Below are 14,260 nucleotides of genomic sequence, written 5' to 3'. Positions count from 1 at the left end.
GACCTCTTATCTGCGCTGCGTGTGCTGCATCAGACAATAATCAGTTCTCTGTTTTTTTGCCGGAATGCGGTGATGTCACTTTCCCGGATGCTGTCGTCGGTAATGATGCAGTCTATTTTCTCCATCGGCAGCACCTGGTTAAAACCACGCCGGTTGAATTTCGTGGCATCCAGGACGGCGATCACTTTATTGGCGGCGGCAGCCATAACGCCGCTAATGGAATAGCCCTCGTTAAAGGTGGTGATGCCGTTTTTAATATCGATGCCGTCTGCGCCCACAAACATGAGATCGGCACTGATCCCCTGAAGCGACAACTCGGCAATCGTACCGTGCATTGAATGGGTTTTATGGCGCACGGTGCCGCCGCAAACCACCAGAATAATGTCTTTATTGTTTGCAAGTTTATATGCAGCCGGAAGGTTATTGGTGATCACGGTGATATTGGCGCGCGTGGTTAGGGCTTCGGCAATAAGCATGGTGGTGCTACCGCTATCCAGAATAATCGTCATCCCTTCTTCGATCATTGCTGCCGCTGCCTGGGCAATGCGTTTTTTGGGATCGCTGGCCAGCTGATAGCGATCTTCAAGGATCACTTCCTGATTGTCGCCTTCTGCCAGATGGCTGCCCGGTTTTGCCGCACCGCCGTGAAAGCGGGTGACCAGACCCTTTTCTTCCAGCAGTCGCAAATCGGCGCGGATGGTCACTTCTGAAATGCCAAAGGTATTTGAGAGATCCAATACCAGCACGCTGCCCTGAGTGTTAATCAGGTCAACAATTTTGTTCCTTCGCTCAAATGAATTCATACAAGTTTGCCTGACGATAAATTGCGCCTAGTTTAATCGAAGGATTGCGAAAGGTGAACGCTAAATTTCGAAAGGGAATGTGAGCCAGCGCAGGTTGCTGGCTCATGAGGTCAGTCCAGCTTGAGCATTATTTTTCCCTGCATGGGCGCGCCATTCAGGGCTTTAACCGCGCTGGCAAAGCTTTCTGCATCGCCGCGATGGGCGATCAGCGGTTCAAGCTGGAGGCGTTTTTCTGCCAGCAGGCGGGCTGCTGTTTGCCATTCGTCACCCGGCCAGGGGCTGGAGTAGTTCATCCAGCTACCAATAAGCGTAAGCTCTTTACGCAGGATCTGTCCGAAGACCGTCTGGGGCAGTGTCAGATCGTGGTGCAGAGTACCCACCAGCGCCAGTTGCGCGCGCGGCCCGGCAATTTCAATGGCCAGCGATACCGTTTTCGGGTTGCCTGCCGTCTCCAGCACCAGTTGGTCAAACTGCACATCCGCCAGCGCCGCCTGTATCTCGCTGGCACTCATTTCCAGGCTGTTGAAAACATAAGTCGCGCCCAATGCTTTTGCCAGCGCCAGCTTTTGCGGATTGACATCAATGGCCGTCACGCTTGCTGCCCCCAGCTCGCGGGCGCATTGCATCGCCAGCAGGCCGATGGTGCCCGCGCCGACGATAATCACGTTTTTGCCCTCGCATCCCTGTGCCAGATGGAACGCGTGCAGCCCGACGGTAATCGGCTCAATAAACGCCCCGTCTTCAATGGGTAAATCGGCGGGCAGACGGAACAGATTAGCCCGTTTCACTACCACGTATTCCGCGTTACCGCCTTCACTGCGCGAGCCAACAAACTGGTACTGCTTGCAGAGCGAAAAATAGCCTCGCTGGCATGGAGGGCAGTCAAAGCACGGCAGCAAGGGTACGCAGGCAACGGCATCACCAGGCTGAATATCAGTGACGCCTGCGCCATAAGACTCAACGTAACCGCTGAATTCGTGCCCTAACGTGATGGGATAATAGTGTGCACCCTGAGCAAAAATACGCGGAATATCGGAACCGCAAAGCCCGGCGCTAATGACCTTCACCAGCACGTCGTCATCGGCCTGAACCTGCGGTATGGGGCGTTCTTCAACGCGCACGTCTCCCTCAGCGTGGATCACCACTGCTTTCATAATGTTCTCCAGAGATGGAAGGGGGATCACGCGTCCCCCGGTAAGTTAAGAAACGGTCTGACTCTGTTGGGTTGCGGCGGCTTTTTCAGCGGCCTCGACGTTGCGTGCTCGACGCCAGGTGAGCAGGACACCCGCCAGATAAAGGGTGGCGATGACCACAAAACCGACCACGTTCTGCCAGGTGAAAAGCTGGATCAGCAGCCAGGTAATGGGCGAACCGCCCTGGTCCATCGACGCCACCATGCCGCCCGCCTTCAGCGTGCCTGCATTAGCAGCCAGTTGAGTGTGTAAACCGATAGTCTGCGTGGCAATCCATAGCGTAATGCCCATGATGATGACGCCGGAGATCAGTGTGCGGAACAGGTTGCCCTGATGCACCGCCACCGCCATCGCCACAAAGAAGCCAATGGTTGCCAGGTCGCCAAAAGGCAACACCTGATTGCCCGGCACCAGTACGGCCACCAGAATGGTCAGCGGGATGAAAATCAGGCTGGCGGAGACCACCGAGGTATGACCGAGCAGCAACGCGGGATCGAGGCCGATTAAGAACTCCTGGCCACCAAATTTAGCCTGTAAGCGTTTACGGGCATGTTTGGCAATCGGCGTCAGGCCATCCATGATGGGTTTAATCACGCGCGGCATCAGCAGCATTACCGCAGCCGTTTTCACCGCCAGTTGCAGCACGCCTTTGGCGTCATAACCCGCCAGCAGGCCGATGACCAGCCCCATGACAAAGCCCACCGTGACCGGCTCACCGAACGGGCCAAAGCGTTTTTGCACATCGTCGGCGCTGAAATGAATGCGGTTAAGACCGGGGATTTTTTCAATAATGAAATCCACCAGTACCGCCACCGGCCCGAGATAAGCCGACGAGCCGTGCGGAATAGCAATCCCCTCAAGGCCGAAGAAATCGCGCGTATCTTTGGCAAACCAGTCCCCCAGTTTATAGACGAACGCGGCATGAACCACGACGCCCAGAATACCTAACCAGTAAGAGCCGGTCGCCAGATGCAGCATTGCGCCGGTAAAGGTCATGTGCCAGATGTTCCAAATATCGACGTTAACGACCCGTGTCATTCGGGTCATCAGCATGACAATATTGACGCCAATCGCCAGCGGAATGGCGATCAGCGCGATCTGCGACGCCCAGGTCATCGGTGATGAGCCGGGCCAGCCGATGTCCACCACATGCAGGTTGATCTGAAACTGCTCCGCCATGGCTTTTGCCGCCGGTCCGATGGAGTCGAGCATCAGACCGATCACAAGCCCAATACCGACAAAGCCGATGCCAATATGTAAACCGGACTTAAAGCAATCCCCGAGCTTCATGCCCAGCAGTTTTGAAAAGAGGATGATCACCAGCGGCAACATGACCGTTGGCCCTAAGTCGAGGATATAACGCATTATTTCGCTAAACATGGCGTCACCCCTGCAGAATAGTCAGGATTTTTTGCTGTAAAGCTTCGATGCCTACGCCGGAAACGAACGGCATTCCGTGTACCACCGGGATGGTGCCAAACGTCCGGTCTACGCGAGCGGTGGTGCAGATAAGATCGGCGCCATCCATGTAGGTTTCGATTTCAGTAACCCGGCACTGCACCAGATCGAGCACGATATTGTTGGCTTCACACAGTTCTTTGATTTCTTCCGCAGCCATCGTCGAGGTCGCTACCGCGCCGCCACAGGCCACAATTATTTTACGTTTCATAGGGTATTCCTTTTATTATCAGTAAATTGTCATGCCTGTGCGCATGACTCTGCTTCTAATAGGGTTTCCTGGAAAAGCGCCGCCAGTTCGGTATCGGGTGCGGTTAAGAGGGCATCCAGGGTGTGCGGATTTTGCAACGCGCTAAAAAGCCGACGCAGAAGTTTTAATTGCGCCGCCGGGTTTTCAACGATCAGGGCGATGATCAACGACACGCCAATGTCTTTATCATCATCCGCCTGCTGAAAACTCACCGGCCTGGCGGGGCGGATCAGGTAAATCGCCGGTGATTTGGCATGAACGGCCTCGCAGTGCGGGATGGCCACGGCGTGATGCTCCAGCGCAATGCCCGTCGGGAAAGTGGCTTCCCGATCCAGAAGTGCCTGAGGGTAACTTTCGTGCACCACGCCTTTCGCCAGCATCTCCTCGCCAATGTGTGCCAGCGCGTGCTGGCAGGTGCTGAATTCAATGCCGGTGCGAACAAAAATCTGACTCATACTGTCTCCGGGGTGTTGACCGTTTCCGCTACGCAGCCAAAGCGATACGCGCGTAAAACGTCCTGAATTTTATCGATGATCAGGTTGTGCGGGGTGGCTGTCAGGGTGCCCTCCGCCAGACGCTCAAACTGTACGGGCATAAACTGGCTAATCAGGCCCAGCGGGAGGGTAACGCCGTCAAGATTGGTGATAAGTTTTTCCACGCTCTGGCGAATACGGGGATGCGGCCAGTAGTAACGAATGCGATCGGAAAGGCTGAAATGAATATCCACCATCGCCTGGCTCCAGGTCGGACGGTAATACTTTTTCCAGTAGCCCGGCTCGTTGAGCATGACTTCATCAATCACCTCCAGCACGCGGCTGCGCTGCTCGGGCACAATCAGTTGGTTTTCCATTTGCGCGAGGGCGAAAATGGCTTCGCGCAGGGCGAACGTCAGCGCCGGACCGACTTTCAGAATGGCATAGTGATCGCGTACCAGCGCACGATAGGCCTGCCGTGTCTGGTAGTCGGTGGAATGCGCTTCATAAACCATCGGCGTACTACTAATCCATGCCGACAGCGCTTTCGCTGCCTCCGGCTGGTAGTGAATAATCTGGGTGTGATCGAACTCCACACCGGGCTGTACGACGATAGCAATGACGCGGGTTAAGGCCTCTTCAAGCCCGATCCGGCGAAACGCAATCTGATGGGTTTCCAGCGTGCGGGCGGCGTCCTCTTCACGTGTGACATGGACGGTGCCGATGGCGCTGGCCTCGCCGCCGGGAACGGGAACTTCGGTGCCGATCACATAGGTCAGATGGCGTTTTTGCTCGTCTGTTGCCACCGCTTCGGCGGCCTGGCACAGCACGGCGGCGCGATCCGCAACGGTCTGGGGATCGAGCGGGGTAGGGTCGTCGGCACAGGACATAGACGCATCAAGGTGTATTTTGCTGAATCCGGCTTCGACATAGGCCTTAATCAGTTCAACCGACTTTTCCATCGCTGACGCGGCGGGTTCGTTTTGCCAACAGTTAGGGCCGAGGTGATCGCCCCCCAGGATCAGCCTTTCACGGGGAAATCCCACCTCCTGCGCAATGTGGTAAACAAATTCGCGAAAATCAGCGGGCTTCATGCCGGTATAGCCGCCAAACTGATTGACCTGGTTGGAGGTGGCTTCAATCAATACCTTTTGGTCGGTGTTGAGGTCGAACCGCAGAGCAGACTCGATGACCAGCGGATGGGCCGAGCAGACGGAACAGATACCTGAATGCTCCCCGGCTTTATGACGAGAGATGATCTCTTTCACTTTTATCTCCGATACCTTCTGTTTATGTTCGTAATATTTTGCATTTATGGCAAAGAGTAATAGCTTTTTTCGTGATCCTGCTTCTGGTTATAACTTTCCTTCGCAGCCGCAATCGCGGATCACTTTTCGCACCACCTCTTTCATGGCAGCTTTGGCCGGGACCATGTAATGCCGGGGATCGCTGGCATCGGTGTGGGTGGAAAGATAGTTTTTGAGCGCCTCTGAAAAGGCGATTTTGAGTTCCGTGGCGACATTAACTTTGCAAATCCCCAGTGAAATGGCGTAACGAATATCCTGGGTAGGCAGACCGGATGCACCGTGCAGCACCAGAGGCACATCGACACGCTGGCGGATCTGCGCCAGGCGCTCAAAATCAAGCCGTGGTGTCGCGGCATACAGGCCATGCGCGGTGCCGATAGCCACGGCTAAGGAATCAATACCGGTCTTTTCCACAAATTCCCGCGCCTGCTCCGGGTGGGTATACAACGCATCCTTTCCATCAACCACCAGATCGTCCTCCTGCCCGCCAAGCCGCCCCAGCTCTGCCTCAACGCTGGCATCGTAGCGGTGGCAGTAGTCGGTCACACGTTTCACCAGCGCGATATTGTCGGCAAAGGGCAGGTGCGAGCCGTCGATCATCACTGAGCGAACGCCGGCGGCGACTTTCGCTTCGATGTCGGCAAGCGTTTCATGGTGATCGAGATGAACGGCGAGCGGATGATGACAGGTTTTTGCCAGTTCTCCGGCGATCGCCACGATGTTGCCAACGCCCGCGTAGCTGAAGGTGCCCGGCGTACCGGCGACAATCAGCGGTGCCTGAAGCTCGGCGGCGGTTTCGACGACGACCTGTAGCGTCTCAAGGTTATGGATGTTAAATGCGGGAACCGCGTAGCCTTCACGCTGCGCTTTTCTGAGCATTGCCTGGGATGAAATGATAAACATCCTTCCTCCGAATTCTTTCGTTTGTTTTCTTCGAAAGAATTTATAGGCTTTCGGAAATGAAAGATGTGATTTTGATCGAAAAAATGAATATCACGAAAGTAAATGGAGGTTTTTGAAAGTTTTGGTAAGTCAGCCTGGCCGCGCGACCTTTGCACAGGCCTACCGTGTGACACCGTAGGCCTGGCGGCTCGCAAGGGGTCTGCTCCCCGGCGATTTAAAGGAAATGACAGAACTTACCGACGATAGCGAGCGCAACGGTGAGCACGATCAGCCGCAGTGGACTCCAGCCGCGACGTACCAGCCAGAACATGGTCAGCGTATAGACCAGAGGCAAAAACGCCGGCATGAGTTTATCGATAACATCGGTCTGCAACTTCACCACCGCATCACCGGCGGTGATTTCCAGCGTCGTATTCAAACGGACATAGGTTGCGACCAGGGCACCAATCACCGTCATCCCGACAATCGATGCCGCATGGCCTACTTTGCGCGTGTTCGCTTTGATTAACGGGATCGCTGCCACGCCCATGCGGTACGCATAGTGCGCAAGACCGAACCGCAACGCGAGGTGCACCACGTTAAACATCAGCAGAAAGATCACCGCGCCCAGAAGGGAGCCTTGTAACGCCAGGCTTGCGCCGATACCGCCGCAAATCGGCAACAAGGTCAGCCAGAACATCGCATCACCAATGCCGCCCAGCGGTGCGCCGACGGCAATTTTGGTGCTCTGAATACTGTTCACATCCTGCTTTGAGCGCTCCATTGCCAGGATAATGCCAATCACAAAGGTCACCAGAAAAGGATGCGTATTGAAAAATCCCATATGGCCTTTCATGGATCGCGCCAGATCGCGTGGGTTGGTGTGGATTTTTTTCAGCGCAGGAAGCAAACCGTAAAGCCAACCAGAGGCCTGCATGCGTTCATAGTTAAATGAAGCCTGAAGTAGCATCGATCGCCAGGCGACACGGTTTATATCCTGCTTCGTCAGCGCTGCGCCAATCCGCTGATCTTCATAAGTATTGTCGTCAGGATCCTCAAAGGCGGGTGACACCTGCGTTTCCAGAGTGGATTGATCAGATTCCATCTTCAAACTCCTCTTGCTGAGTACGGGGCGCGGCGGGCGGCGTGTCTTTACGCACAAAATCGATCATCGCCATGGCCAGCGCCGCGCCAGCAATGGCCAGCACTGGCAATTTGAGCCATGCCGCCGCCACAAACCCTAAAATGAAATAGGGGATGTAAACGTTCTTCATCATGATTTTGAGCAGCACAGCAAATCCAATCGCTGGCATGATCCCGCCCGCCACGCCGAGGCCGTCAATCAAGCGGGCAGGGAGCACGTCAATCGCGGCTTTCGCGTGCTCTGCGCCAAAGTAAATGGGCAGAAACGCACAGAGAAAATAGAACACCCCCAGGGCGAGGAGTGCCAGATAGTTGACTCGCTCAATGCCGACCGTATCGGCATTCGCCGCCATGTTGTCGCAGCGCGCCATCACGCCGGACATGACCGAAAACAGGAAGGTAATCCCCATTTGCACCGCGACGGCAAAGGGGACGGCGACGCCCACCGCCACTTCCGGTTTAACCCCGGTGGTAATGGCAAACGTGGTACCGACGATGGTGCCGATAATCACATTCGGCGGTTGCGCGCCCGCCAGTGGCGCCAGTCCCATCCACACCAGTTCCAGCGTACCGCCGGTCAAAATTCCGGTGTGCAGGTCGCCTAAAATCAGCCCCACGAGCGGCCCAAGTACCACCGGGCGATGCATGTGTGTCAGACCGTTAAACATATCGAGTCCGGCGATAAAGGCGAGAATGCCCAGTCCTGTGGCTTGTAACAAACTCATTTCCATAACGTTTCCCTCAAATAAGTTTGAAGAGATCCTGTTCGGCTTCTGTGGGCACACCCTGCACAAAGCACGCCACACCGGCGGCTTTCAGGCCGTTGAAGGCTGTAATGTCCCTGGCATCTACCGACACTGTTTTAGCTATTTGCTGCTTACCGGCGCCGTAATGCATATTGCCGACGTTGATACGTTTGATCGGCACTCCGCCTTCAACCAATGTCAGAAAATCCGCAGGTGATTTGCATACCAGCAGGATTTTTTGCCGATCAGCGGCACGATGAATGCTGTCGATCACTTTTTGCAGGGGCCAGAAGCGCACGTCGATCCCTTCAGCTAGCACCATTTCCATCAGGTTTTGCTGTACGGCATCCCGTGACGCCTCGTCATTTGCTACCAGCACCAGATTCGCTCCTGCAAACCCTACCCACTGCACACCCACCTGGCCGTGGATCAATCGCTCGTCAATCCGACTTAAAACAATGTTTGGCATCGCATCATCCTTTTTAACGTTGAGACGTACCGCCGCACGCCGCTTTCCGGCACCAGCAACACGGCATAAACGCCGTTTTACGCAGGGCGTTTCTGGCATCAAATTCGCTCAGAAAGAGGTTTCACTTTCCTGTTTTTATAAAACCACTCCGGTTTGTTGATTTCGATTCGTTTCTGTTTATACTGTTTTAGTACGCTGTAAAAATAAAACGGAAGATAAAAGAAGTGAGATCTCTTTCGCAAAAGAAATAGAATGAAAGCGTAGCGGAGACGTTTCAGCGCGCATTATTGTGTTAGTGGCCTTAAGAGAATTTGCACGCGCAGGTCTGTACAGAAGCAGAGGGGAAGGGCGGTTAGTTAAACGTTAAAAATCATCTCTGAAAGGGCGGGTAGCGTGCAGAAATGCCCGGCGGCGCAAGCGTGCCGGGCCTGGAACGGATGACAGTTTCCCGGATCAGGTCACCGGTGCCGGGTTAAACACCGCCAGTTGGTTATGCAAACCCCATTGATCCGAGAAAGTTTTCTTGCGGCCGCTGGCGACATCCAGAATAAAGTGGAACAGCTTCCAGCCCACGTCCGCGATGGTTTCTTCCCCGGTGGCGATGGTGCCCGCGTTGATGTCCATTAAGTCATACCAGCGATTCGCCAGTTCGGTGCGGGTCGCCATTTTGATCACTGGCACCGCCATCAGACCGTAAGGCGTTCCGCGACCGGTCGTAAACACCTGCACGGTGATGCCGGATGCCACCTGCTGCGTGCCGCAGACAAAGTCGCTGGCCGGGGTGGCGGCGTAAATCAGGCCGCGTTTTGTCGGGCGCTGACCCGGTGACAGCACCTCTGAAATAGCGCTCTGGCCGGATTTGGCGATAGAGCCGAGGGCTTTTTCCACCACGTTCGCCAGGCCGCCTTTTTTGTTGCCCGGCGACGGGTTGGCGCTGCGGTCGGTTTTGCCGAGATCGAGGTAATTATCGTACCAGGCCATCTCTTCGAGCAGGCGTTTGCCGACCTCTTCATTGATGGCGCGCGGGGTCAGCAGATGGATGGCATCGCGCACTTCGGTGACTTCAGAAAACATCACCGTCGCGCCGCAGCGCACCAGCAGATCTGAGGCATAGCCCACTGCCGGGTTCGCCGTCACGCCGGAAAACGCATCGCTGCCGCCGCACTGGGTGCCGACCACCAGATCGGAGGCGGGGCAGGTTTCGCGCTGGCGCAGGTTCAGTTTTGCCAGATGGCGCTCCGCCACGGCAAGAATGTCCTCCACCATCGATTTAAAGCCGACATGTTGCTCATCCTGCAGGCGCACGATGCTGGCACCGTCAGCCGGGATCGCCAGCACATCGCTGGTCCCTTCCAGCAGACGCTCCGGCTGGAGTTTTTCACAGCCGAGACCAACCACCATTACTTCGCCGCCGAAGTTCGGGTTAAGAGAAATATTGTGGATGGTGCGGATCGGGATCACCGCCGCCGGTGCGTTGATCGCCACGCCGCAGCCGTAAAGGTGATTCAGGCCGACCACGCCATCGACGTTCGGGTATTTCGGCAGCAAATCCCGTTCGATAATTTTGACCACGTAATCCACCACGCCCGCCACGCAGTGCACGCTGGTGGTAATGCCGAGCAGGTTTTTCGTGCCGACGCTGCCATCCGCGTTACGGTAGCCTTCGAAGGTGTAACCCGTCAGCGGCGGTAAAGGCTCAGGTACGCGGGTCGCCAGCGGCAGGGTATTCAGCGGCGGGGCCTGCGGCAGTTCAACGGTCGATTCGTCGATCCAGCTGCCGCGCGCGACATCACGCACCGCGTAACCGATCACTTCCCCGTAACGGATGATCTCGCCGTGTGCCGGAATGTCGGTCAGCGCCACTTTATGCCCCTGCGGGATATGCTCAATGAGTTCAAGGCCATCCGGGAAACGGGTACCGGCTTTTAACCCATTGTCGTTGACAATAATCGCGACGTTATCAGTGTCATGAACCTTAATATAAAACGCTGCCGGCGAATATTGCCTGATTTCGATGTCGGCCATTGTCCAGTATTCTCCAGTCAATTATATGTGGCAAAAAATAGTCATTTCAGAAGCGTTTTCTGATTATTAATATTTAAAGCGATCGGTAATGAAATAAAGCATGTCAGGTGTCGGTGCTTAATAATGTGAGCTGAATCACTCATTGCCGCCGTGGCAGGCCGGACGGGGCAGGCAATATAAAAATATGTGCATCAGCGCCCAGCAGTTTGTGCAGATGCTCAATAACTTTGTTTTTTGTAACGAATGAATTGAGCAATGCCACAATGCGCGATCCCAGCCTGCTGCTTATACTGAATCTCGTTTTATTTGTATCTGGTTCGTTATCCGGGGTTAATGGCGTCGGCTAATTAGTCTGATAATTCCTTCTTACCTTAATAAAAATAATGCATAGATTTTTGTACCAGAGGATAAATATATGATGCTGGATACGGTTGTTGAATCTAAAAAAAGTTTGCCTACCCGCTACCTGATATTGCTGATCATTTTTATTGTGACGGCGGTTAACTATGCTGACCGCGCCACCCTGTCTATTGCCGGGACGGCGGTGGCGGAAGAGCTGCACCTTAGCGCCGTGTCGATGGGCTATATTTTCTCCGCCTTTGGCTGGGCTTATCTGTTGATGCAGATCCCCGGCGGCTGGCTGCTCGACCGCTTCGGCTCCAAAAAAGTCTATACCTACAGCCTGTTTTTCTGGTCGCTGTTCACCTTCCTGCAGGGCTTTATTGATCTGTTCCCTCTCGCCTGGGCAGGCGTGTCGATGTTCATTATGCGCTTTATGCTGGGCTTCTCCGAAGCGCCGTCTTTCCCGGCTAATGCCCGCATCGTGGCGGCCTGGTTCCCGGCGAAAGAGCGCGGCACGGCGTCAGCCATTTTTAACTCGGCGCAATATTTCTCGCTGGCGCTGTTCTCGCCGCTGTTGGGCTGGCTGACCTACGCCTGGGGCTGGGAGCATGTGTTTACCGTGATGGGCGTGATTGGCTTTGTGCTCACTGGCCTGTGGGTGAAGTTTATCCATAACCCGACCGATCACCCGCGCATGTCAAAAGAAGAACTCAAGTACATCGCTGACGGCGGCGCCGTGGTCGATATGGACCATAAAAAGCCTGGCGGCACCGCCGGTCCGAAAATGGATTACATCAAGCAGATGTTGACCAACCGCATGATGCTTGGCGTGTTCCTCGGGCAGTACTTCCTTAACACCATCACCTGGTTCTTCCTCACCTGGTTCCCGATTTATCTGGTGCAGGACAAAGGCATGTCGATCCTGAAAGTGGGGCTGGTGGCGTCCATTCCGGCGCTGTGCGGCTTTGCCGGCGGCGTGCTGGGCGGCTTCTTCTCCGATTCCCTGATCCGCCGTGGTTATTCCCTGACGGTTGCGCGTAAGCTGCCTATCGTGCTCGGAATGCTGCTGGCCTCCAGCATTATTCTGTGCAACTACACCGACAACACGGTGCTGGTGATCGCCCTGATGGCGCTGGCGTTCTTCGGTAAAGGCTTTGGCGCGCTGGGTTGGCCGGTGATCTCTGACATCGCTCCGAAAGAAATTGTCGGTTTGTGCGGCGGGGTGTTTAACGTGTTTGGTAACGTCGCCTCTATTGTGACGCCGCTGGTGATTGGCTATATGGTCAGTGAACTGCACTCCTTTAACGCAGCGCTGGTCTTTGTTGGCTGCTCGGCGCTGATGATGATGATTTGCTACCTGTTTGTGGTGGGCGACATCAAACGTATGGAACTGAAGATTTAGTCCCGGTTAATTCAAGGTATATACGATGAATAACACTGTTTTCCCGAACCAATTCAAGGCTGCGCTGGCGGCAAATCAGGTGCAGATCGGCTGCTGGTCAGCACTGGCAAACCCGTTTACCACGGAAGTGCTGGGCCTGGCGGGTTTTGACTGGATCCTGCTGGACGGTGAACACGCGCCCAATGATGTGCTCTCTTTCGTGCCGCAGCTGATGGCGCTGAAAGGCAGTCGCAGCGCGTCGGTGGTTCGCGTGCCGACCAACGATCCGGTCGTGATCAAGCGCCTGCTGGACATCGGTTTTTATAACTTCCTCATCCCGTTCGTTGAAACCGAAGCCGAAGCCGCACTGGCGGTGGCCGCCACCCGCTATCCGCCGGAAGGCATTCGCGGCGTGTCGGTTTCCCATCGCGCCAATATGTTCGGCACCGTGCCGGATTACTTCGCCCAGTCGAACAAAAACATTTCCATTATGGTGCAGATCGAAAGTCAGGCCGGGGTGGATAACCTCGATGCGATCCTCACCACCGACGGCGTGGACGCTGTATTCGTTGGCCCGAGCGACCTGGCGGCAAGCCTGGGGCATCTCGGTAACGCCGCGCACCCGGAAGTGCAGCGCGTCATTGGGCACATTTTTGCCCGCGCCAAAGCGCACGGTAAACCGGCAGGCATTCTGGCGCCGGTAGACGTGGATGCGCGCCGGTATCTGGAACAGGGCGCGACCGTTGTCGCCGTCGGCAGCGATTTAGGCGTATTCCGCGCCGCCACGCAGAAGTTAGCCGATTCCTTTAAAAAATAACCACGACCACGACAAGAGAGAGACGCAATTATGACGATGAAAGTAGGCTTCATTGGCCTGGGTATCATGGGTAAACCAATGAGCAAGAACCTCATTAAAGCAGGTTACTCATTGGTGGTGGTGGATCGTAATCAGGATGCCGTGGCTGAGGTGATTGCTGCTGGCGCGCAAACCGCGGCAACGGCAAAAGAGGTCGCGGCACAGTGTGAGGTCATCATCACCATGCTGCCGAACTCCCCGCACGTAAAAGAAGTGGCGCTGGGGGAAGGCGGCATTATTGAAGGCGCAAAACCGGGTACCGTGCTCATCGACATGAGCTCCATTGCGCCGCTGGCGAGCCGTGAAATCAGCGAAGCCCTGAAAGCCAAAGGCATTGATATGCTCGACGCGCCGGTCAGCGGCGGCGAGCCGAAAGCTATCGACGGCACGCTGTCGGTAATGGTGGGCGGCGATAAAGCTATTTTCGATAAATATTACGATCTGATGAAGACCATGGCCGGCTCCGTGGTGCATACCGGCGATATTGGCGCGGGCAACGTCACCAAACTGGCAAACCAGGTGATTGTGGCGCTGAACATCGCGGCCATGTCGGAAGCGCTGACGCTGGCAACCAAAGCGGGTGTGAACCCGGATCTGGTATTCCAGGCGATCCGCGGCGGTCTGGCGGGCAGCACCGTGCTGGAAGCAAAAGCACCGATGGTGATGGATCGCAACTTCAAACCCGGTTTCCGTATTGATCTGCATATCAAAGATTTGTCGAACGCGCTGGATACCTCGCACGGCGTGGGCGCACAGCTGCCGCTGACTGCGGCGGTAATGGAAATGATGCAGGCCCTGCGTGCCGACGGGCATGGCAACGATGACCACAGCGCCATCGCCTGCTACTACGAAAAACTGGCGAAAGTCGAAGTCTCTCGCTAATGACGTCGTGCCCGGCGGCGCAAGGCCTGCCGGGCCTGATTTGTAAGCCG

General features: G+C 55.4%; 14 protein-coding genes. 3 read left to right on the top strand and 11 right to left on the bottom strand.

From position 1 onward, the window contains the following. Positions 1 to 29 precede the first annotated feature (29 nt). The 11 genes from KW828_RS09490 to garD form a co-directional block, all read right to left on the bottom strand. Positions 30 to 803 carry a DeoR/GlpR family DNA-binding transcription regulator gene (locus tag KW828_RS09490; protein ID WP_218336146.1) on the bottom strand — a complete coding sequence of 258 codons (774 nt, stop codon included), beginning with the start codon at positions 801 to 803 and terminating at the stop codon, positions 30 to 32. Between the two features lie 110 nt (positions 804 to 913). Then, on the bottom strand, positions 914 to 1,957 hold the full coding sequence (gatD, locus tag KW828_RS09485; RefSeq protein WP_218336145.1) for a galactitol-1-phosphate 5-dehydrogenase: 1,044 nt from the start codon (positions 1,955 to 1,957) through the stop codon (positions 914 to 916). 45 nt (positions 1,958 to 2,002) lie between these two features. Next, a complete protein-coding gene (locus KW828_RS09480) occupies positions 2,003 to 3,376 on the bottom strand; it encodes a galactitol-specific PTS transporter subunit IIC (protein ID WP_218336144.1) in 1,374 nt (457 codons plus the stop codon). A 4-nt stretch (positions 3,377 to 3,380) separates the two neighbouring features. Further along, positions 3,381 to 3,665, bottom strand: a complete 285-nt coding sequence (gatB, locus tag KW828_RS09475) for a PTS galactitol transporter subunit IIB (RefSeq protein ID WP_218336143.1) — start codon at positions 3,663 to 3,665, stop codon at positions 3,381 to 3,383. 29 nt (positions 3,666 to 3,694) lie between these two features. After that, positions 3,695 to 4,159, bottom strand: coding sequence for a PTS galactitol transporter subunit IIA (gene gatA, locus KW828_RS09470; protein WP_218336142.1), 465 nt, complete (start codon positions 4,157 to 4,159; stop codon positions 3,695 to 3,697). Further along, on the bottom strand, positions 4,156 to 5,445 hold the full coding sequence (gene gatZ, locus KW828_RS09465; RefSeq protein ID WP_218336141.1) for a tagatose-bisphosphate aldolase subunit GatZ: 1,290 nt from the start codon (positions 5,443 to 5,445) through the stop codon (positions 4,156 to 4,158). Before gatZ ends, gatA begins: the two co-directional genes overlap by 4 nt. A gap of 87 nt (positions 5,446 to 5,532) precedes the next feature. Next, positions 5,533 to 6,387 (bottom strand): tagatose bisphosphate family class II aldolase, encoded by an 855-nt coding sequence (locus KW828_RS09460; RefSeq protein ID WP_218336140.1) that lies wholly within the window; start codon positions 6,385 to 6,387, stop codon positions 5,533 to 5,535. Between the two features lie 214 nt (positions 6,388 to 6,601). Continuing rightward, positions 6,602 to 7,471 (bottom strand): PTS N-acetylgalactosamine transporter subunit IID, encoded by an 870-nt coding sequence (gene agaE / locus KW828_RS09455; protein WP_218336139.1) that lies wholly within the window; start codon positions 7,469 to 7,471, stop codon positions 6,602 to 6,604. Further along, positions 7,461 to 8,240, bottom strand: coding sequence for a PTS N-acetylgalactosamine transporter subunit IIC (gene agaW, locus KW828_RS09450; RefSeq protein WP_218336138.1), 780 nt, complete (start codon positions 8,238 to 8,240; stop codon positions 7,461 to 7,463). The genes agaE and agaW overlap by 11 nt, the downstream gene beginning before the upstream one ends. Before the next feature lie 10 nt (positions 8,241 to 8,250). Beyond that, the gene (agaV, locus tag KW828_RS09445; protein WP_218336249.1) at positions 8,251 to 8,724 is read right to left on the bottom strand and encodes a PTS N-acetylgalactosamine transporter subunit IIB; all 474 of its coding nucleotides are present in this window, start codon (positions 8,722 to 8,724) and stop codon (positions 8,251 to 8,253) included. A 453-nt stretch (positions 8,725 to 9,177) separates the two neighbouring features. Beyond that, the gene (gene garD, locus KW828_RS09440; RefSeq protein ID WP_218336137.1) at positions 9,178 to 10,749 is read right to left on the bottom strand and encodes a galactarate dehydratase; all 1,572 of its coding nucleotides are present in this window, start codon (positions 10,747 to 10,749) and stop codon (positions 9,178 to 9,180) included. Positions 10,750 to 11,164: 415 nt separating this feature from the next. Here garD and KW828_RS09435 point away from each other — a divergent pair, with 415 nt between their 5' ends. From KW828_RS09435 to garR, 3 genes are read left to right on the top strand one after another with little or no spacing between them, the layout of a single operon-like run. Further along, complete coding sequence (locus KW828_RS09435) at positions 11,165 to 12,493, top strand: MFS transporter (RefSeq protein WP_218336136.1); 1,329 nt, start codon at positions 11,165 to 11,167, stop codon at positions 12,491 to 12,493. Between the two features lie 25 nt (positions 12,494 to 12,518). After that, positions 12,519 to 13,289, top strand: a complete 771-nt coding sequence (garL, locus tag KW828_RS09430; protein WP_218336135.1) for a 2-dehydro-3-deoxyglucarate aldolase — start codon at positions 12,519 to 12,521, stop codon at positions 13,287 to 13,289. Between the two features lie 30 nt (positions 13,290 to 13,319). Next, entirely contained in the window at positions 13,320 to 14,210 is an 891-nt protein-coding gene (garR, locus tag KW828_RS09425; protein ID WP_218336134.1) for a 2-hydroxy-3-oxopropionate reductase, read from the top strand. Positions 14,211 to 14,260 lie beyond the last annotated feature (50 nt).

The organism is Enterobacter sp. ENT03 (genome assembly GCF_019218745.1).
Lineage (GTDB): Bacteria > Pseudomonadota > Gammaproteobacteria > Enterobacterales > Enterobacteriaceae > Enterobacter_D.
Note: the sequence above shows the minus strand (reverse complement) of the source record. Positions and strands in the feature narration are given on the sequence as shown.